This is a genomic window from Flavobacterium sp. 9AF (genome assembly GCF_902506265.1).
GTDB lineage: Bacteria > Bacteroidota > Bacteroidia > Flavobacteriales > Flavobacteriaceae > Flavobacterium.
Genome location: NZ_LR733556.1, coordinates 482,714 through 502,277, shown reverse-complemented (window position 1 = coordinate 502,277; position 19,564 = coordinate 482,714). Strand labels below are relative to the sequence as shown.

The window sequence follows — 19,564 nt, the reverse complement described above, 5'->3', positions numbered from 1 at the left end:
AATACAATAAAATTAGGGTATAAATTTTAATTTTTTGACCGTTCCATTGGAAAACTGAATGGTAAGAAATAAAATTTGATTTTGTATAAAACTATTTTCGATTGTAATGATATCGCTATTCATTTCTCCTTTTTGATATAAAGATTCTCCTAAGACATTATACATAGAAATAGAACTAAGATTCAAAGAATTAGAAATTATTTTTAGATATCCATTTTCATTCGTAATTCTTATATTATTTGGGATTTCATAATTACTTGACGATAATGTATTGGGTCCGTTTAATCTTAGAATTCTATTTTTTCCGTGTCCATTATAACTTGTAAAAGCTCCACCTAAAATAATTTTTCCATCAGAATCAATACAAGAAATATTAACTTGATAATTTATACCATTTCCAACCACAAAACTAGAATCTACTGTTCCATTGCTATTTAATCTTATTATACGATTTACTGAGTTATTATTGAAGGTGTTAAAGTTTCCAGCCACTATAATTTTTCCATCATTTTGTATAGAAATGGTATTAACAGATAGATTAGCACCATCACCTATATTAAAAGTTGTATCAACACTACCATCAGAATTTAATCGGATTATTTTTTTTGCACTTTCACCATTATAGTTGCTAAAGCTACCACCTACAATAATTTTTCCATCAGGTTGTATTTGAATAGAAAATACTTGAAAATCAAACCCAGATCCAACATTAAAACTACTGTCTATGCTACCATTTTGATTTAATCTTACAATTTTATTAACCCCTATACCATTAAATGAAGTAAATGCACCACCAACAATAATTTTTTCGTCTTGTTGTATCGCAATAGCAATCACAGTATTGTTTGCACCAGTTCCAATAGTAAAACTAGTATCTAATGTGCCATCATTATTTAAACGAGCTATCCTATTTGTGGATACTCCATTATAAGAATTAAACATTCCTCCAATCACTATTTTTCCATCGGATTGTATAGTCGTAACATTTACTACATTTGATCCACCTATACCTGTACCAAATATATTAAAATTAGTGTCTAAGGTTCCATCAGAATTTAATCTAGCAATCCCTTTAATGGGTTGCCCGTTATAATTAAAAAACTCTCCTCCTATAATTATTTTATCATTTGGTAAAACAGAAATACTTCTAATTCTATTATCGGCTGAGTTAGAATTAAAAGAAGTATCTTTACTACCATCCATGTTTAGTCGCGTAATGAATTTAGTTAATTCTCCATTATAAGATAGAAAGTTACCGCCTACAAGAATTTTTCCATCTTGTTGTGTCACGATTGTTTGGATGAAATTGTTAAAACCAGTTTGTTTATTATAATTGGAATCCAAACTACCATTACTATTTAGGCGAACTCCACCAACAAATATTTTTTGATCATTTTGTTCTAGTAATGAGTAAAAGTTTGTGTCTTTGCTTGGTACAAATAAATTGTCTATTGAACCATCTGTATTTAAACGAATTAAGTTTTCATGTGAAGCTCCTTGATACGTTGTAAAACTACCACCAACAATAATTTTTCCATTTTGTTGTACCAATAAACTATGTACCACATCATCAAAACCTGAATTTGTTTGAAATGATAAGTCTAGAGAACCATCTGTATTCAACCTAACAATTTTATTTTGAACAGTACTTGATACACTTGAAAAAGCTCCACCTACAATAATTTTTTCATCTTGTTGCAAAGCAATTGAAGTAATGTAAAAATCGAAATGAGCAATTGCATTAAATGAAGAATCAAAGCTACCATCGTCATTTAGCCTAAAAATTTTTTCGGAAATTTGAGTACCAAATTCGTTATAAACAGCAAAAGTTCCACCTAAAAGTATTTTATTATTTGGTTGAACAATTATATTTTTTACAGTACCTAAAATGGAATTATTTTGGTAAGAAAAACTATTGTCTAAACTTCCATCTGTGTTTAATCTGCATATATTACTTCTTGATACAGAACTTTCAATGATATTAAATTCACCTCCAATAATTATTTTTTGATTTGGTAAAATATTTATTGCGTATATATATTCATTTGCATTAGTATTTACATTGAAACTGTTGTCAATAGTACCGTTAGTGTTTAATCTTGCAATACCATAAACTGTTGTTCCGTTATAATTTGAAAATTCTCCACCTATTAATATTTTTCCATCTTGTTGAGATGTTACTGAGTAAATAGGACCATTAGCACCAGTTCCTGAATTAAAAGATGAATCAATAGTACCATTTGGATTTAATCTAGTGATTCGATTAACGGTAGTTGCATTATAAACTGTAAAATTTCCTGCTATAAGAGATTTTCCATCTGGTAATATTTCTCTTGAGTAAATAAAACCATTTGGACCATCACCATTTCCATATCCTAAATCGGGTGCATTAAAAGTTGCATCAACGGAACCGTCTTGAGAGTTAACAAGTAATGTAAAAAAGATACTTGCTAATAAGAATAATTTTTTTGTCATATAATTTTTTCGCGAATTTATAAAAATCAAGATATTTTTCTAAAAAAAGGTTACTTCTGTTCTTCAATACTTTTAGTAACAGCTGCTTGTACCTTTCCTGTATGCAACGTAGTTTTGGTTTCGATAAGCATAATTTTGCACTCTTCCACAGCAGAAACTCTATGGTTGACTCCTTTTTTTACTACAAAAACATCGTCTTTCTGCATGGTGAAACTAGGTTCATTTTCAATTTCCATGAGTAAACTGCCTTCTATAATGTAAAAGAGTTCGTCTTCATTTTCATGGTTGTGCCAAGGAATATCTTCTCCTTTTATTTTGGCAATTTTTACATATTGATCGTTTACTTCTGCAATAATTTTTGGGGAGAAATATTGCGTTATGTTTTCAAAGGATTTTGCTAGGTTTTTCAAGTGTATGAATTTAATGGTTGTACTTATAGAATGTTTGCGTTAGGGATTGCAGTGAAAATCCTTTTTTTGCGTGGTTCACACCAAAAAAAGATTGTAACGAAAAGCCCGACCCTTGTGGGAACGCCCTAATTATTTTTTGAAGATGGTTTCCTAATGATTTTATTCTCTTTGATGGAAAGATACAGAAAAAGCGCGGAAATAGCAAGTAAAAGAAGAATGGAAATTAACGAATCTTCAATACCATAAATAGAGCCTGTTACTAATTCAGGCCCTGAAAATTTAGCTTTAATGACATAGCCTACATCGGTAATTCCTGAGAGATTGGAACCATAAAAAGGTTGGGCTACATTCCATCCTAAATGAAAAGCAAAAGGAAGCCATAACCGTTTGGTATAAGTATACATAATTCCATGTGCAAAACCAAAAAGCAAACCTAAAACGACAGAAAGAATGGTTACATTATCATTTGCCCAATGTGGAATTTCAAAGGCAAAAGCAAGAATGAACAAAGCCCAATAGGTGCCTAACCAATTTTCAAAAATGCGATAAAAAACTAATCGGAAAAGGACTTCTTCTATAAGAGCTGCTATAACCAATGAAGATAGTGGTGCTAAAAAGAAAGTTGCATTAGAAAATGCTATGACTTCATAATAATTTAAAAAATAGAGGATACCAATAACAAGTGAAAGACAACCAAAACCTAAAGACAAGCCAGTTGTAAATTCTTTTGGAAATTTTCTTAAATTTAGTTCATGTGTTGTTTTCTTTTCATAGATTTTATAGAAATAAAAGTAGGTGGTACATAAAACGAGAACCGAAATATAATTGATACAACTATCTGTAATCTCATTTTTACCAAAAAAGAAGTAAATAAGTGGCTTAGATACTACGTTTTGAAATCCGATTAGAATTCCTAAGCAACAACTGATTCCTAGGATTACTTTTGTAAGAGGAAAATAGAAAACTTTTTTTACGCTTTGATTCATGATTTAGAGTGATTGATGATATTTATTGGTCTACTCTAAAGGCATGGTGTTACAGTTATAATATGTATTAATTACACATTTTACAATATTCTTCTTTTATATTGTTGTTTCTTAAAAGGTTACTATTTTCATTTTGCCAGTCGCACCATTCTTTTTTGTTTAATTTATATACTTTTTTTAAGATATAGTCTAAATCGGGATCTGTTTGTCCGTTATTTTCAATTAGCATTGGATAGGTTTGTGCAAGTAAAAGTGCTTCTTCTTTGCTAAATGTTGGTTTTTTCATTTCTGCTTTTAGAAGTGAAATAGTCGTGTCGTAAGAACTCCATTTATTTAAGAACAATGCTAAATTTACTCTGTCTTTTGGAGATTTTATGCTGTTTTTAAAACTGGTATATACTTTATTAAAATAATAATTGATACCATTATAATCATTGATGTGATTATAATAATAGAGTGAAACATAATGATAATTTGCAATAAGATTGAGATGGGTTTTGTTTGCTTCAAAATGAGTTTCTAAAGTTTTTGGTTTTGTAACGTTTGTTAGCTTGGTCATTGAAATATCCCATGAATCTAATAAATAATCATTTGTTACACAATATAAAATGAGCAAGTTAAATTGAGCATTTTTTGGCAACGTATCATATTTTGAAAACCAATATTTTAAGAATCGTATGGTTTTAAAATAATCGATGTTATAATTTTTAATTAAAACCGCAGTTGCATTTTGAACTAAACTAGCGTTAATCATTATTTCTTGAAAAACGGGTTCTTCAAACAATGTGAAATCATAGTCTAATTCGGCTATTTTTGCTAATGCTAAATTGGTTTTAGGGTTATTTTTTTCATAAATACCTGTACGAAGGTTTATTTGATAGAAAAGACTTTTATAAAAAGGATTTGCGGGATTTATTGGTTTTATTTCCCCATAATAATTGGCGATTAATTTAGATACACGTTGTTGATCTAAATAAGTCTCCCATTTGTTTTTATTTAAATTAATGTATTTTCTAATAACATCTTTTGGTTGTTTAACAAGATGGGTTAGATTTTCCATTTCTAATTGAATATAACAAGTCTCCCAATTTTCAGCAGCTACAATTTTGTTTGGCTCAATGGTTATGTCTAGTTTTTCTTTTCCATATTTTTCTATGGCTTTCACTCTTTCTTGGTATAATTTGATATTGTTTGCTTCATTTCCTTCTATCGAACTAAAGCTATAAATTTCAGTAGAATGAAGTGTTGTATTTATAATTTCAAAAGGTTGTTCTTCTAGAGCAGTATCTTCTCCTATTTCATCTTCGTTTATATCTTGAGAGGGAATGGTGTCGTATGAAATTTCAAAATTTAGATTTTCTGGTTCAAAATCATTTTCGGAATAATAGGTATCTTGTGAATCATGTAGTTTTTCAATAATTTCATTTCTTCCAAAAGCAAATTCGTGTTCTTCTGTTTTTATAATTCCTTTGTTTGTTAAAGTTACATTTTTTGGTATTTCTAAAATTGGATTTACGGGTAATAAAGCTAATGATCGAGATGCTACACTTACAGGAGAAACATATTCGCAAGCGCAATTATTTAAAACAAAAACCATACTTAAAGCGAGTTGTTTACCCATTAAATGAGGAGGAACTTCAGCTACTTTAGTAATTAATTTCAATTTGTTTTCTGCACGATTGTTTTCTAAAAGTTCTTTTCGATAAATAGGTTGAGATAATGTTCCATCATAAATTGAAGAAACATCAAATTGGTTCTTTTGTCCACATTGAAATTGTTCCAGATCAATAAAATCGATGGCAATAGCATCGCTCGGTTCATTTAAAATGGTTTTGAAATTTTCTAAATCATAATAATAAAGTATAACTTCATTGCCTTCAATTTGTAAGCCATTTCCTAAGTGAATTTTATCACTAAGATTTACTTTTTTACATAAGCTACTTTTTTCATCTATTCCAAAAGCATTTTCTGAGAGTTGGTTAGGAATAATAATTCCTTTAGCACCAAAAACATTGGTAGCATACAATCGTTTTAATTTTTTATCATAGGAAAAAGCCAGATCTGTAAAATCATAATTAGTATAAATTATATTTTTATAATGTGGAGGCGAATGTTTCCATTGTAGAAAAATTTTTTGAGCTAAAGCATCTGTTTCTGTATTATTGTATTTTTTTGCTTCTACTGAAGTAAATAAGATGTTTTCTCCAAATGTATCAAACATTTTACCTTCATAAAATAAAATTCTATTCTTTGGGAATTTCTTGATAGGATTTTTTTGTTCATGAGAGAGCATGTTGTTTTCTAACATATACTGGCTATGATCTTTTGCCGCTTTAAATAGAATAACATCTTTTTTTAGTTCGTTTAGATGTAATGATTTTCTATGATCATTGATAAGAGATATCACTTTATCGCCTAGTCTATTATAATCAATTATTATTTCTTGAGCAGCTATCTTGTATGTTGCTAATGAAATAAGTAGAAGGATAAAATGCTTCATAAAATGATATTTTAGTTAATAGGTTATCCTACCAATGAATAAAGAAATTGATTGGAGTAATGTATATAGGAAGACGATCGATTTAGTTATTTGTTACCAAAAACTGTTGTTGCATATAAACGTTTTGTTTTAGAATCATACGCAAAAGCTAAACTGGCATAACCAAAATCGTTGCTGGTCATGTTTTGATAATGAGGAGGTGATTCTTCCCATTCTTTATAAATTCTTTGAGCTAAGATTTTTATGTCTTCTTTTGTGTAATTTTTAGTTTCAACGGTTAAATACAAGACATTTTCACCATATACGAAGAAATCATTACCACCATGAAACTTAATTCGGTTTTTAGGATGTTTTTTTTGGGTAGCACTTTGTTCATGTGACAATTTTTTAATTTGCAGCATATAATTACTCTGATCTTGTGCTGCTTTTAATAAGATAGGATCTTTTTCAAGAGGAGTTAGGTGTAAAGTTTTTCGATGTTGATTGATTAAGTGTAAAATTTCAGTTTCTAAGGCTGTATCATCCAAGTGGAGCTCTTGCGAGAAAATAGTTAATGAATTAAAGAATAATAGAAATATAGACAAGATATTTTTCATAGGAAACGTTTTTTAACTGGTATCAAATTTTATGCCAGTTGTTAATGAGCTGTTAATAAAAAATCCATTAGAAGATACTAATGGATTTGTATGTTTAAGGGTTTTATTTTTAAGTCTAACTTTATAAATTCATTGTAAATTTTTAATTGATGACAGCATTAATTTTTTCCCACAAAGCATTATCAAAACCAGATACGGCAAAGGATGGATTTAATGGATCAGATGCGTCTCCCATTCTTATGATAACCATTTTTTTACTAGGAATTACATAGATTCTTTGATCTTCTGCACCCATAGCTGCATACATTTCATCAGGAGCATTAGGAACTAATTTACCTGGAAAGACGGTTTGCTCTCCAGGCACCATAAAGCTACTTTTGCCATTGAGCCACCAAAAGTAACCGTAGGAGGGATTAATATTTTGTGAGGTAGTTGTACTGGCATTAAAGAATGTAGTATTAATAATTTGCTCATTTTCCCATTTTCCATTGTTGAGTGCAAGTAAACCAAATCGAGCCATACTTCTTGTATTACTGTGATAAATTCTAAAAATTACCCCATTATTCCAAAAGCCATCCATACCAATTTTATTTTTAAGTTTATTTTCAAAATAAGTTTCAAATGTTTGCCCACTCGCATCTTCTACGACATCCATTAGTTTCTGAAATACATTGTGATAAGACCATCTAGATCCAGCATCTGCTACATAAGTGAGGTTGGCAGTTGTAACTAAATTATTTGTATCACTTAAACCAGAAGTCATGGTTAGCAAATGTTTATTGGTAATTAAATTTTCTTTTTCAATTGTTTCACTTGTCCATCCTGTACCAATATAATTTGAAACTTTATTATTTATTGATAAAAAGCCTTCTTGCTCAGCAATTCCAGTAGTTGTACCTACTAATGTTTTACCTGCACTATTCCATTGCCATGTACTTGTTGCGGTATGTCCGTTGAAATACTCTTCCATAACAATTCTTCCATTTATTAAAATCATAAATGATTTGCTGTGCTTTTGTTCTAAATAGTCTAATAATGCGGGTACTGCATTGCTATTCCATCCTAAATTTTCTAATGATTTTGTTTCCCAAGTATTTGAATTGATAGGAGGAAAATATATCTCTTCTTCATTAGGAGTAGTGGTATCATCTGAACTACAATTTGTAAATAGTAAGGCTAAAGTAAATATTGAAAGTAAAATTTTAGTTTTCATGTTTTTAAATTCTATTAGTTATTCAATAAGACTTAAAAATAATGAAAAGGTTTAAATAAATATGAAAAATAATAAACAAGACCAAAAAAATATATAATTTTTGGTCCTGTTTAATTTATTATTTAAAAAGGGTGATACTTCAAAAATAGCAACTCGATATATGAGTATAAGAATTAAATTATATTATATTCCTAAATAGTTGCTAGGTGTTATCTGTTTCAGTTCTTCTTTTATCGTATCTGAAACATTTAAAGTAAAAATAAAATTATGAATGGCTTCTTTATTAATAATTGTATTTGTTCTTGTTAATTCTTTTAATGCTTCATAAGGATTAGGATAACCCTCGCGTCTCAATATCGTTTGAATAGCTTCGGCCACAACCGCCCAATTTTTTTCTAAATCTTCTTCAAATTTAGTTTCATTTAGCAATAATTTGTTCAATCCTTTTAAGGTAGCTTCAAAAGCGATTATTGTATGTCCAAAAGGGACACCCACATTTCGTAACACTGTACTGTCTGTTAAATCACGTTGTAATCTTGAGATAGGTAGTTTAGCCGAAAGATGTTCAAAAATAGCATTAGCAATCCCTAAATTTCCTTCACTATTTTCAAAGTCAATTGGGTTTACTTTATGTGGCATAGCAGAAGAACCTATTTCACCAGCTTTTATTTTTTGTTTGAAATAATCCATAGAAACATACGTCCAAATGTCTCTATCCAAATCAATTAAAATAGTATTGATTCTTTTTAAAGCATCAAAGAAAGCAGCAAAATGATCGTAATGTTCAATTTGTGTAGTAGGAAAGGAGTGATGTAAACCCAGACTGTTTTCTACAAAATCGGTTCCAAATTGTTTCCAATCGATGCTTGGGTAAGCTACCTTGTGTGCGTTATAATTACCAGTTGCGCCGCCAAATTTTGCAGCAAATGGAACGTTGAATAACAAACGCATTTGTTCTTCAAGTCGTTCTACAAATACTAAAATTTCTTTTCCTAAGCGAGTAGGTGAAGCAGGTTGTCCATGAGTTCTAGCTAACATGGGTACGTTTGCCCATTCTACACTTAATTCTTTTAGTTTTTGAATAACTGCAATTAATGTTGGTAAATAGACATTTTCAAATGCTTCTTTAGTTGAAAGCGGAATAGCTGTGTTGTTGATATCTTGAGAAGTTAATCCAAAATGGATAAATTCTTTGTATTGTTCTAATCCTAAAGCATCAAATTTACTTTTAATGAAGTATTCTACTGCTTTAACATCATGGTTGGTTGTTTTTTCTGTTTCTTTTATCCAAAGTGCATCCTCGGTAGAAAAATTAGTATACATTTCTCTCAAGGGAACAAAAACTTTGGCATCAATACTAGTTAATTGTGGTAAAGGCAGTTCACATAAAGCAATGAAATATTCTACTTCTATAAGAACTCGGTATTTAATAAGTGCTTCTTCTGAAAAATATGGGGCTAAATTTTGTGTTTTGTTTCTATATCTTCCATCAATAGGAGAAATAGCATTTAATTCTGATAAATGTGACATGTTGTAGTTGTGTTGTTTTTAACAAAGTGCAAAAATAGCTATAAGTTGTAAGTTATGAGTTATGTATGTATAATTTTTTATAACTTTTTTCTGTAGAAATGTAGATGAAATAGACTATGTATTAAAAAGAAAAGCGTCAGAAAGACGCTTTTTCAAGTAAATGTCGTTTTTCTATACTTTTCCTAAAGTATATAATTGTTCTAAAGTAGGGCTTTCACTACCTCCAGCAGGTTCTAGTGTAATTCCAAAGGCTTCAGCATCTTCCGCTTTATCTACTTTAAAAAGTTTGGTATTGTTTGCTGTGAAGTTTTCTAATAAACCAATGCTTTTGGGTGTTAAAGGCTCTAATTTTAAACCCCATACTTGATATACTTTTCCTTCTGGTGGAGTTGGTAAGCCAGAAGCGTCTATATAAACTTCTTTTGTTTCTCTGTTATAATAGGCTTTGGCATAAGATGTAGGCGCTACCGTTTGACCACCAAGAGCAACCTGAATATTATTGTTATCTCTTACAACAGCTAATACGGTTTCAGCTTCTTGTTTTTCAAATTCTAAATTGACAATCGATTTTTGCATACTACTCTTTTCATTTGATAATTTGTCAATCGCGGTTTGAGATTCATTTAGTTTGAAGTATTGGAAACCAAAACCAATTACAAATATGGCTGCAGCTGCCCAACCTACATAGCTTGACCATGATGATTTTTTATTCATTGTTATGACATCTTTTCTAGCTAAGATACGTTGTCTAATTTTTTCGTAATTACTAGCTGATAAGTGAGGTGATACACTTTGAGAAAGATTAATAACAGCATTTTCAATGGCAATAATTTCTTCCTGAACTTCAGGGTGTTTTTTTGCCATATCTATTACATTTTTGTTTTCTTCTTCTGTTAATTTTCCAAAGACAAAGAGTTCTAATGTGCCAGATTCTATTAATTCTCTACTATTCATTGATCATTGTTCTTAATTCGTTCATGCAATTTCTATTTTGCGTTTTTACAGTTCCTAATGGGATTTCTAATTCTTCAGATGCTTCTTGTTGTGTGTATCCTTGAAAAAATAATAATTCAATGATTTGAATACACTTCGGCTTTAATTTTTTTATAAACCGACTAATTCCAATGGCATCTATTCTGTTAACAATCTTCGAATTATCTTCAAATAGATATACGAAGTTCTCAGCAGATTGGTTTTTTTGACTATTATTATACCCTTTTGAACGTAACTTATCGATTGTTGTATTTCGAGCTATATTAAGCATCCATGTATAAAGTCTACCTTTAGACTCGTTATAAGATTCAATATTATTCCAGATTTTTACAAAAACTTCTTGAAGCACATCTTCCGCTTCTTCTCGGTTTTTGATTAAATTATAGATTACAGCATACAAACTTTTTGAATAATTGTCATATAACAAGGTAAACGATCGATCACTTTTACTAAGTAATTCTTTTACTAATATTTCTTGTTCCATAGAATTTTTTAAGTTATGGCTAATATACCAAAAAAACATCATTTTTAAAATCAAACTTTTATGTAAATAATTATATTTTTTATTATTAACAAGTAGTAATGTTTTATATAAGGTAACTGAAGAAGTCCTTTCTTTTAAATATTCAATTTTTAAATGCCTTACTGAATAGTTTTTATTAATTGGCTACATCAAAAAAATGAGAAAATTAAATAATAATTTGTTATAATTTTTAATTTATGCTTGGCTTTGTTAAATTTGGCCTCAATGAAAGATTTAGCATTATTAGAATATTTAGAAGGGTTTATTTCAGAAAACAGGAAGCAACGTTTTATTGAAATTTTAAAATATAGAACAAGGCATTTTACGGTTGCCATGGAAGATGTTTATCAATTGCATAATACTAGCGCAGTTATGAGAAGCTGTGAAGTTTTTGGTATTCAAGAATTGCATGTAATTGAACAACGATTTGGAAAAAGAATCGATAAAGAAATTGCTATGGGGGCACAAAAATGGGTAGATGTAAATCGTTTTTCAACTATTCATTCTTGCATTCATAATTTAAAAGAGAAAGGGTATCAAATTATTGCTGCAACTCCTCATAATGATTCTTGCCTGCTTCATGATTTTGATATTACTAAAAAATCAGCTGTCTTTTTTGGAACTGAAAGAGCGGGTTTGTCTGAGGAAGTTATAAAAGAAGCAGATGGTTTTTTAAAGATTCCTATGGTTGGATTTACAGAAAGCCTTAATATTTCTGTTTCAGCTGCAATTATAATTCAAGATATAACCAATAGATTAAGAAATTCAAATATAGATTGGAAATTAACAGAAATGGAAATACTTGAAAAGAGATTAGATTGGACCAGAAAATCGATTAAAGATATTGAATTTATTGAAAATAAATTTTATGATACTATTTAAGTAAAGAGAGACCTGCTAATATAGAATCAGCAAGCCTCATTAATCAAAACTAACTACTTAAATTATTGTTTTAATACTTTATAAATTGTGGGCTCCATTTTATCAGTATTTATTTGAATGATATATAAGCCTGAATTTTTAAAGTCATTTCCTATGTTTTCAGTTATGTTTTCTTCTGATTTAATTATTTTTCTATCTGTAATAAGACGTCCAGTGAGGTCGTAAATTAAAAGTTCAATATTTCCTCTATATGTACTTGTAATGTTTAACTCTAGGTCTTCATTAAATGGATTTGGGAACAAAAGGGTATTGTCGGATTTTTGTAATTGTGTATCGTTTTTTGCAAAACCTCTAGAATTTATTGCAACTTCAAGCTCTAGAGTGGGCACTTTTGCTAATTGCCTACTGTAAGGAGTTACACTAATTGTTTTAATAACAGCACTAGCATCCCAGTTAACAGTAACAATATTACTATATGGATTTACATTTGTAAAAGTTCCACCTGTAATTTGCCAATCGTAATAAAAAGCATTTCCTGGTAGATAATAATCTTGTGTTAAACAAGTGCTACAAATTGAACTATAACCATTTATGGTAGTTACATTAGGTTTTAAAAAGTTATCATAAAAAAATTGTGATCCATTTATACTAATGTCTGAATATAAATTAGTCCCATCAAAATGTACATTATGACCACGATTTGAATAAGAATAAAAAGAATGTATTGTATTTGTTTGATTTGCTCTTTTGTTCATTAAATTACTTCCATAGACAGTAGGTAAATTTAATCCTGGTAGCCAACTTATATAAGAAAAAGGTTCACCGCAATTAAAAGGTACTGTGCTGTCATTTGAACTATGAAAATAAATTCCAGGTGTATCATTAGAATTTTCAATATAATTTAAATCTCCAATTGCACCAGCAAATCCCATTACACCATTTGCTGCGCCGCTAACTAAGTTTCCGTTTGCATAAGTCTTATTATCACCAATGGCATCTAAAGCACCTAAATCGGGTCGGCCAAAATAATTTCTAGTAGAAGTTGGTCTTTCTGAGTCCTTATCTAAATAAACCGCTTGATAAGCTAGAAATGCACCTGCACTATGACCAGAAATATAAATTTGATTAGGGTCAATACCATAAAGTGAAGCATTTTTTCGAAAGAAACGCACAGCTGATCTGCCATCTTGTAAAGCTCTGTACACAGCTCTTTTAGATAATTCTTCATCTCCAATATTCATGCCTAAGCGATAGTCTATACTAGCAGTTACGAACCCTTTCTTAGCAAAAGTTTCACATAATTTAACCATGCTTGCTTCGTTTCTACTACCATTTACAAATCCACCTCCGAAAGCAAATATAATAACAGGTCTTCTAGTAAGCGTATCATTTTTAGGTATATAAATATTCATTTTTAAAGTAGTTGATACTTGTCCGTATGTATCTTCATAAGCTAAGAAATTTCCGAAGAGATTGAAAGATTTTACAGTAGGAATATTTGTGCTAAATACAACATCTTTATTGGTTTGAATAGTATTGAAAACATTTTGTAAGTAGCGATTAGGCAATGATTGACCTAAACTTGTAAGTACAAGGCATAGTACTCCACAAATTGAGAATATATATTTTTTCATTTTAAAAAATTTAATTAGAAATGACTTATTGATATAAATAGGCTACTTTATTTTGAAAATCATGATTAGAATGAAAATATTTTTCAATCTCTAAATACCTAGTAGGGTTCATTTTATTTAGAGTAATAAACGAATTGAAATTAGTTTTATATAAAGCATAATCTTTTTCCATTGCAACTTTAATTTTTTCTAATTCATTCTTTTCTGATAAAGTTAGTTCCACTTCATTTCCTGCAAATTGAGCTTGGAGTAAAGTTGTCATTCTTTCTTTTGACAGGGTTGTTTTTTCAAATGCTTTTTGCATCGAATCGATTAAATCAAAAGGATGATTCAATTGGTAATTGTAAATTTTTACAAAAATGTGTAATTCTTCTTGTGAAAAGTTTTTTTCTTCTTGGGAATAAGTATTAGTCCCAAATACTATCATTCCTAAGAACAATAGAAAATGTAGTTTTTTTTGCATAATACAGAGTTTGTTAATGTTGATAGTTTGTCATAATTATTATTTTCTGAAAAAATAGATAATTATTTTACTAAAGTATTAAAACAGAAGATATTATGCGTACATATAAAATGTATTTTTTGTTAAAGTTTAGGATTTAATTAAAAGAAGTAATATAGATTTATTATGATACTATTTATTTAATAAAAGATATTTACAAAATTCCTATTTAATTTTTATTCTTAGCTTATGAAATATTCCGAAATAAGAATGTATTCGAAAAGTTTTGTTTTTTGACTTTAAAATTTATTTAATTCAGTTGAATCTTCTATTTCCGAATCTAAAAATAATTCATCTTTAATTGATATAAAGTTGAAACAATCTTAAATTTTTAATACAATTTAAAAGATTATGACTTTTGTAACAATTATTTATAAAAATGAAAATGGTTTATTTATTCTTTTTCAGAATCTTATATTCTTCATAACAAGAACTAATTGCTTCCAAGATTTGTAAATCGTTAGCAGTTTTAATAAAGTATTGTGAATAATTACAATTTTGAAGAATTAATGGAATATCGTCTTTATCAATTTCTAATAAGGCAGCTAATGTTTCTCTATCAAATTTAGTGGCTAACAACTCTCTTACGGTATCATCTTTTTTCATTTCCTTGAGTTTACGCATTTGTTTAGGACGTTTACCAAAAGCATTATATAAGAAATCAGCAGGATTAAAAATGGCGCCTAAAACTTTTGTAACTGCACTAGGTGATTTACTTCCAGCTTCATAACCTGCGTCTAAACCTGAAATACTATAACGGTAGTCACTTTCTGAAACGGGGATTAATTTGGTGTCAACTTCTACATATCCAGTGAGGTTATATTTAGAAATAACTACTTCTTCTAATGCATAAGCTTTTTCTGTAAGAGAAACTTTTGAAGTTTTATTTTTTACCCAATCGTGAGTCACTTTCACTTTGATTGTTTCAAAACCTAAATAGGAAAAAAGAAGTGTATCATTTGCTTTTGCTACTAACTCAAAAAAACCATTACCATCTGTAATTGTTCCAGTAACTTTTGTAGTATTAATAACGTGTACATTATTCATAGGCAATTTTGTTTGACTATGTACAACAGTTCCTTGTATAGTTGTTGTTAAAGTATCTGTCTGGCCAATTAGGTTATGTGACAGGATAATAAATAAAAAGACTGTAAAATATCTCATGGTTTAAATATTGATTCAAAAATACGAATCATAAAGAGATAATTTACAGTCTTATTGTTAATTTATAAGAAAATTAACGAAATGGGTTTTTAGTTACTTCTTCTTGAACGTTTTGCTTTTTCAAAGAAACCGTTAGAATTTCCGCTATCATTTCTTCTACCTCTTCTGTCTCCGTCACCTGATTTTTTTGATTCAAATTTACGATCGCTAGATTTTCTTTCGTTTCCTCCATAACGTCTTTCTTCTCTATTTCTGTCTCCTCCTCTAAAGTTTCCACTGGAACGTTTGTCTCCTCCACGCCCGTTGTGATCTCTTCTTCTAGAGTTTGATCCTCCTTCATTTTTAGAGATTTCAACATTAATTTTTCTACCTTGTAAACTAAATGCGTTAAGAACTTCCATTACTTTTGGAGCTAAAGAAGCATCTGTGTTGAAAAATGAAAAACCTTCTTTAACATCTACTTTAAATACATCATCACGTCCTAAATCTAAAGTGTCTCTTAAGAAATCTTTCAAAGTCATCCAATCAAAATTGTCTCTTGAACCAATGTTGATAAAGAAACGAACCGCACCATCTGTAGGAATTACACCAGTTTCTCTTCTGTTATTTCCTTCTGAAGTAATATCCTTAGACTTTTTATAATAATTAATAAAACGATTAAACTCTACAGAAACCATTTTTTTAATTAATTCTTCTTTAGGAATATCTTTTAAAACTTCTTCAATTGCAGGTAAATAGGCATCAATTTCATGATCGACCTCCACATCTTTAATTCGATTTGCTAAATGAAATAACTGAATTTGACAAATTTCTATTCCTGAAGGAATTGGTTTTTCTTCAAACTTTGTTTTAATAATGCGCTCTATTTGAGAAATCTTGCGCAATTCACTTTTGGTAATAATTACTAAAGAGGTTCCTGATTTTCCTGCACGTCCTGTTCTACCTGAACGATGGGTATATGTTTCTACTTCATCCGGTAATTGATAGTTAATAACGTGAGTTACATCATCTACATCAATTCCTCTCGCTGCTACATCGGTTGCTACAAGCATTTGAATTTGTCTTCCTCTGAACGATTTCATTACAGCATCTCTTTGCGCTTGTGATAAATCTCCGTGTAATGCTGCAGCACTATAACCGTCTTCGATTAATTTTTCAGCTACTGCTTGTGTATCTCTTTTGGTTCTACAAAATACTACTGAAAAAATATCAGGGTTAGCATCAGCTAAACGTTTTAAGGCTTCATAACGATCACGTGCACTTACTAAGTAAAATTCGTGAGAAACATTCTCATTACCTGAGTTTTTGTGACCAACAGTGATTTCTAAAGGTTTTCTCATGAATTCTTTTGCAATACGCGCAACTTCTTGTGGCATTGTGGCAGAGAATAACCAAGTACTCTTTTCTTTTGGCGTATCTGATAAAATTGAGGTAATATCTTCATAGAATCCCATATTTAACATTTCATCCGCTTCATCAAGTACGCAGTAATTAATATTTTTAATATTAACCATACTTCGATTAATCATGTCCTGCATTCTTCCAGGAGTAGCAACTATGATTTGTGCACCTCTTCTAATTTGGTTAGCTTGTTCAGTAATACTGGCACCACCATAAATGGCAACAGTGTTTAATCCTTTAATGTATTTAGAGTATAGCTTAATCTCATTTGTAATTTGAAGACATAACTCTCTTGTAGGCGATAAAATTAATGCTTGTGTGTCTCTATTTTCAGCATCAATTTTTTGAATAAGCGGAAAACCAAATGCAGCTGTTTTGCCCGTTCCGGTTTGAGCTAAAGCTACAATGTCTGTGTCTTTTTCCAATAATAGGGGAATCGCTTTTTCCTGTACTTCCGATGGATTCTCAAATCCAAGGTCTTTAATCGCGAGCAGAAGCGATTCGTTTAGACCTAATTGTTCAAATTTATTCATAAAATATTTTAAATTGGGTGCAAAGGTATATTTAATTAATTGGATAAACTAATTTGTTTTTGATTGATTTTCAAACAATTGTGTTTTTTTGATAAGTTTGTTATTTTAAAAAAGTCTTTTTTTATAGTTTTTACCAATAGAATTGCATCATTATTAGATAATTTTGCAATTAATAATATTTATCTGAAGTTAAATTATATATGATTGAAATTATAGATGTAATAGGGACTCTTGTATTTGCTATTTCTGGTGCTTTAACGGCAATTTATAAAAAATTAGATTTGTTTGGAGTTTACTGTATTGCTTTTGTAACTGCATTGGGAGGAGGAACATTAAGAGATATTTTAATAGGTAATACACCTGTAGGTTGGATGCTGGATCTAAAATATCTGGTTATTATTTTTATTGGTTTTTTATTATCTATATTATTTAATAATTATTTAGAAAGACTGAGGTTGTCTTTATTCCTTTTTGATACAATTGGTTTTGGTGTTTTTACTTTAATGGGTATTCAAAAAGGCATTCAACATGAATTGCATCCTGTTATTTGTGTTGTTTTAGGGGCATTAACGGCAACGTTTGGAGGTGTAATAAGAGATATTTTGTGTAATGAGATTCCAGTGTTATTTCGAAAAGAAATTTATGCAACCTTAAGTATATTAGGAGGTATGTTGTTTTTTCTTTTAATAGATTTGAACATGAGATTAGATATGATTTATATGATTACATGTGTTTTTATCATTATTAGTAGAATAATTTCATTTAAGATGAATTGGAGTTTGCCTACTGGTAATTTTTTTGTAAAAAAGTAAGTAATTGTTTTATGGCTTTGGCTCTATGACTGTATTTGCTTTTTTCTTCCATACTTAGTTCTGCAAATGTTTTATTTAGTTCATTTGGTTGGAAAATTGGATCATAACCAAAACCTTTATCTCCTTTTTTTTCTGTAATAATTTTTCCTGAAGCAATTCCTGTGAATAGGTGTTGTGTGTTGTCGATGTTTAAAGCTATAACAGTTTTGAATTGGGCATTTCTATTAGCAGAAAAAAGGAGTTCTTCTAAAAGTTTATTCATATTATCTTCGTTGCTTTTATGCTCTCCTGCATACCTTGCTGAATAGACACCTGGTGCTCCTTCTAATGCTTCAACTTCTAAGCCTGTATCGTCTGCGAAACAGTTATAACCAAAATTTTCACTAACATAATTTGCTTTTAAAATAGCGTTTCCTTCAATAGTTTTAGCTGTTTCAGGAATATCAACTAAGCAACCAATATCTTCCAGGCTAAGAATTGTTATTCCAGATGGTATCATTTGTTGAATTTCAGCTATTTTATTTTTATTATTTGATGCAAATACTAGTTTCATATCTATTCTTTTTTATGTTTCCATCTTTTATGTGTCCATAAGTAATATTCTGGAGCTTCATAAATTTGTTCTTCCACTTTTCTTATAAAAGCTTCAGATATTTCGTAATTAGGTATAGATTTTGCATTCTCTGTCATAATTTCTAATGAAGCTTCGTAAAAACCTCTTTTCACTTTTCTTACTTTTAAAAAAATAACATTCATGTCTAATCGTTTAGCTAAAAGTTCAGCTCCTACATGTATAGGTGTTTCTATTCCCATAAATTGATACCAGTGGGATTTGATATACGATTTAGGAGATTGATCACTGGCAAAACCATAAATGCCTAATATTCCATTTCTTTGATTCTCTTCGATAACTTTAATGGTTTCTTTAGTAGTAATGAGGTTTGCTTTAAACTTTGAGCGTATTTTATGTACTAATTTGTCGAAATGTTTATTTGCAATTTTTTTGTAAATACCATAACCTTTATAGTGGATATAATAATTCATAGATATCACCCATTCATAACTAGCATAGTGAGAGCAAAGTAGTGCAATACTTTTATCTTTTTTCTCAAGTTCGAGATATACATCTAAATTAGTGATTTTAAACCTTTTTTGAATTTCTTTTTTTGAAATAGACATGGTTTTTATCATTTCTAGAAACATATCGCACATATGTGAGTAGAATTTTTTCTCTATGATTAATCTTTCCTTTTTTGATAAATGTGGAAGAGCTAGAGCAATATTACTACGGACAACCTTTTTTCTGTATCCAATAATTCTATAGATTATAAAGCAAATAATATCTGAGAATATATAAAATACTTTGAATGGAAGAATAGAAATTAAAAACAGAATAGGGTAGAGTAATAT

17 protein-coding genes are annotated in these 19,564 nt (G+C 29.6%); 2 read left to right on the top strand and 15 right to left on the bottom strand.

Going from position 1 to position 19,564, the window contains the following annotated elements; all coding sequences use genetic code 11:
• Positions 1-12: 12 nt before the first annotated feature.
• The 9 genes from HALO113_RS02490 to HALO113_RS02450 form a co-directional block, all read right to left on the bottom strand.
• On the bottom strand, positions 13-2,475 hold the full coding sequence (locus HALO113_RS02490; RefSeq protein ID WP_159777519.1) for a delta-60 repeat domain-containing protein: 2,463 nt from the start codon (positions 2,473-2,475) through the stop codon (positions 13-15).
• A gap of 50 nt (positions 2,476-2,525) precedes the next feature.
• Positions 2,526-2,885: a cupin domain-containing protein gene (locus HALO113_RS02485; protein ID WP_159777518.1), complete on the bottom strand. Its 360-nt coding sequence runs from the start codon at positions 2,883-2,885 to the stop codon at positions 2,526-2,528.
• Between the two features lie 125 nt (positions 2,886-3,010).
• Positions 3,011-3,871, bottom strand: coding sequence for a CPBP family intramembrane glutamic endopeptidase (locus HALO113_RS02480; protein WP_159777517.1), 861 nt, complete (start codon positions 3,869-3,871; stop codon positions 3,011-3,013).
• Between the two features lie 67 nt (positions 3,872-3,938).
• Entirely contained in the window at positions 3,939-6,371 is a 2,433-nt protein-coding gene (locus tag HALO113_RS02475) for a CAP domain-containing protein (protein WP_159777516.1), read from the bottom strand.
• 86 nt (positions 6,372-6,457) lie between these two features.
• Complete coding sequence (locus tag HALO113_RS02470) at positions 6,458-6,967, bottom strand: CAP domain-containing protein (protein WP_159777515.1); 510 nt, start codon at positions 6,965-6,967, stop codon at positions 6,458-6,460.
• A gap of 142 nt (positions 6,968-7,109) precedes the next feature.
• Positions 7,110-8,180 (bottom strand): serine hydrolase, encoded by a 1,071-nt coding sequence (locus tag HALO113_RS02465; protein ID WP_159777514.1) that lies wholly within the window; start codon positions 8,178-8,180, stop codon positions 7,110-7,112.
• 183 nt (positions 8,181-8,363) lie between these two features.
• Positions 8,364-9,710, bottom strand: coding sequence for an adenylosuccinate lyase (purB, locus tag HALO113_RS02460; protein ID WP_159777513.1), 1,347 nt, complete (start codon positions 9,708-9,710; stop codon positions 8,364-8,366).
• 171 nt (positions 9,711-9,881) lie between these two features.
• Entirely contained in the window at positions 9,882-10,664 is a 783-nt protein-coding gene (locus HALO113_RS02455) for an anti-sigma factor domain-containing protein (RefSeq protein ID WP_159777512.1), read from the bottom strand.
• Positions 10,657-11,187 (bottom strand): RNA polymerase sigma factor, encoded by a 531-nt coding sequence (locus tag HALO113_RS02450; protein ID WP_159777511.1) that lies wholly within the window; start codon positions 11,185-11,187, stop codon positions 10,657-10,659. The genes HALO113_RS02455 and HALO113_RS02450 overlap by 8 nt, the downstream gene beginning before the upstream one ends.
• Before the next feature lie 264 nt (positions 11,188-11,451).
• Between HALO113_RS02450 and HALO113_RS02445 the strand changes: the two genes are divergently transcribed.
• On the top strand, positions 11,452-12,108 hold the full coding sequence (locus HALO113_RS02445) for an RNA methyltransferase (RefSeq protein WP_159777510.1): 657 nt from the start codon (positions 11,452-11,454) through the stop codon (positions 12,106-12,108).
• A gap of 62 nt (positions 12,109-12,170) precedes the next feature.
• On the opposite strand, the gene HALO113_RS02440 is transcribed toward HALO113_RS02445, so the two are convergent.
• The 4 genes from HALO113_RS02440 to HALO113_RS02425 all read right to left on the bottom strand — a co-directional run bounded on the left by HALO113_RS02440 (position 12,171) and on the right by HALO113_RS02425 (position 17,342).
• Entirely contained in the window at positions 12,171-13,742 is a 1,572-nt protein-coding gene (locus HALO113_RS02440; RefSeq protein ID WP_159777509.1) for a carboxylesterase family protein, read from the bottom strand.
• Positions 13,743-13,767: 25 nt separating this feature from the next.
• Positions 13,768-14,205: a hypothetical protein gene (locus tag HALO113_RS02435; RefSeq protein ID WP_159777508.1), complete on the bottom strand. Its 438-nt coding sequence runs from the start codon at positions 14,203-14,205 to the stop codon at positions 13,768-13,770.
• Positions 14,206-14,634: 429 nt separating this feature from the next.
• Positions 14,635-15,408 carry a carboxypeptidase-like regulatory domain-containing protein gene (locus HALO113_RS02430; protein WP_159777507.1) on the bottom strand — a complete coding sequence of 258 codons (774 nt, stop codon included), beginning with the start codon at positions 15,406-15,408 and terminating at the stop codon, positions 14,635-14,637.
• Between the two features lie 89 nt (positions 15,409-15,497).
• Positions 15,498-17,342 (bottom strand): DEAD/DEAH box helicase, encoded by a 1,845-nt coding sequence (locus HALO113_RS02425; RefSeq protein ID WP_159777506.1) that lies wholly within the window; start codon positions 17,340-17,342, stop codon positions 15,498-15,500.
• A gap of 200 nt (positions 17,343-17,542) precedes the next feature.
• On the opposite strand from HALO113_RS02425, the gene HALO113_RS02420 reads away from it, so the two are divergent.
• Entirely contained in the window at positions 17,543-18,154 is a 612-nt protein-coding gene (locus HALO113_RS02420; protein ID WP_159777505.1) for a trimeric intracellular cation channel family protein, read from the top strand.
• On the opposite strand, the gene HALO113_RS02415 is transcribed toward HALO113_RS02420, so the two are convergent.
• Both HALO113_RS02415 and HALO113_RS02410 read right to left on the bottom strand, forming a co-directional pair.
• Positions 18,126-18,707 carry a non-canonical purine NTP diphosphatase gene (locus HALO113_RS02415; RefSeq protein WP_159777504.1) on the bottom strand — a complete coding sequence of 194 codons (582 nt, stop codon included), beginning with the start codon at positions 18,705-18,707 and terminating at the stop codon, positions 18,126-18,128. The two genes, HALO113_RS02420 and HALO113_RS02415, sit on opposite strands and share 29 nt — an antisense overlap.
• 2 nt (positions 18,708-18,709) lie before the next feature.
• On the bottom strand, positions 18,710-19,537 hold the full coding sequence (locus HALO113_RS02410; protein ID WP_370519372.1) for a lysophospholipid acyltransferase family protein: 828 nt from the start codon (positions 19,535-19,537) through the stop codon (positions 18,710-18,712).
• Between the last annotated feature and the right edge of the window lie 27 nt (positions 19,538-19,564).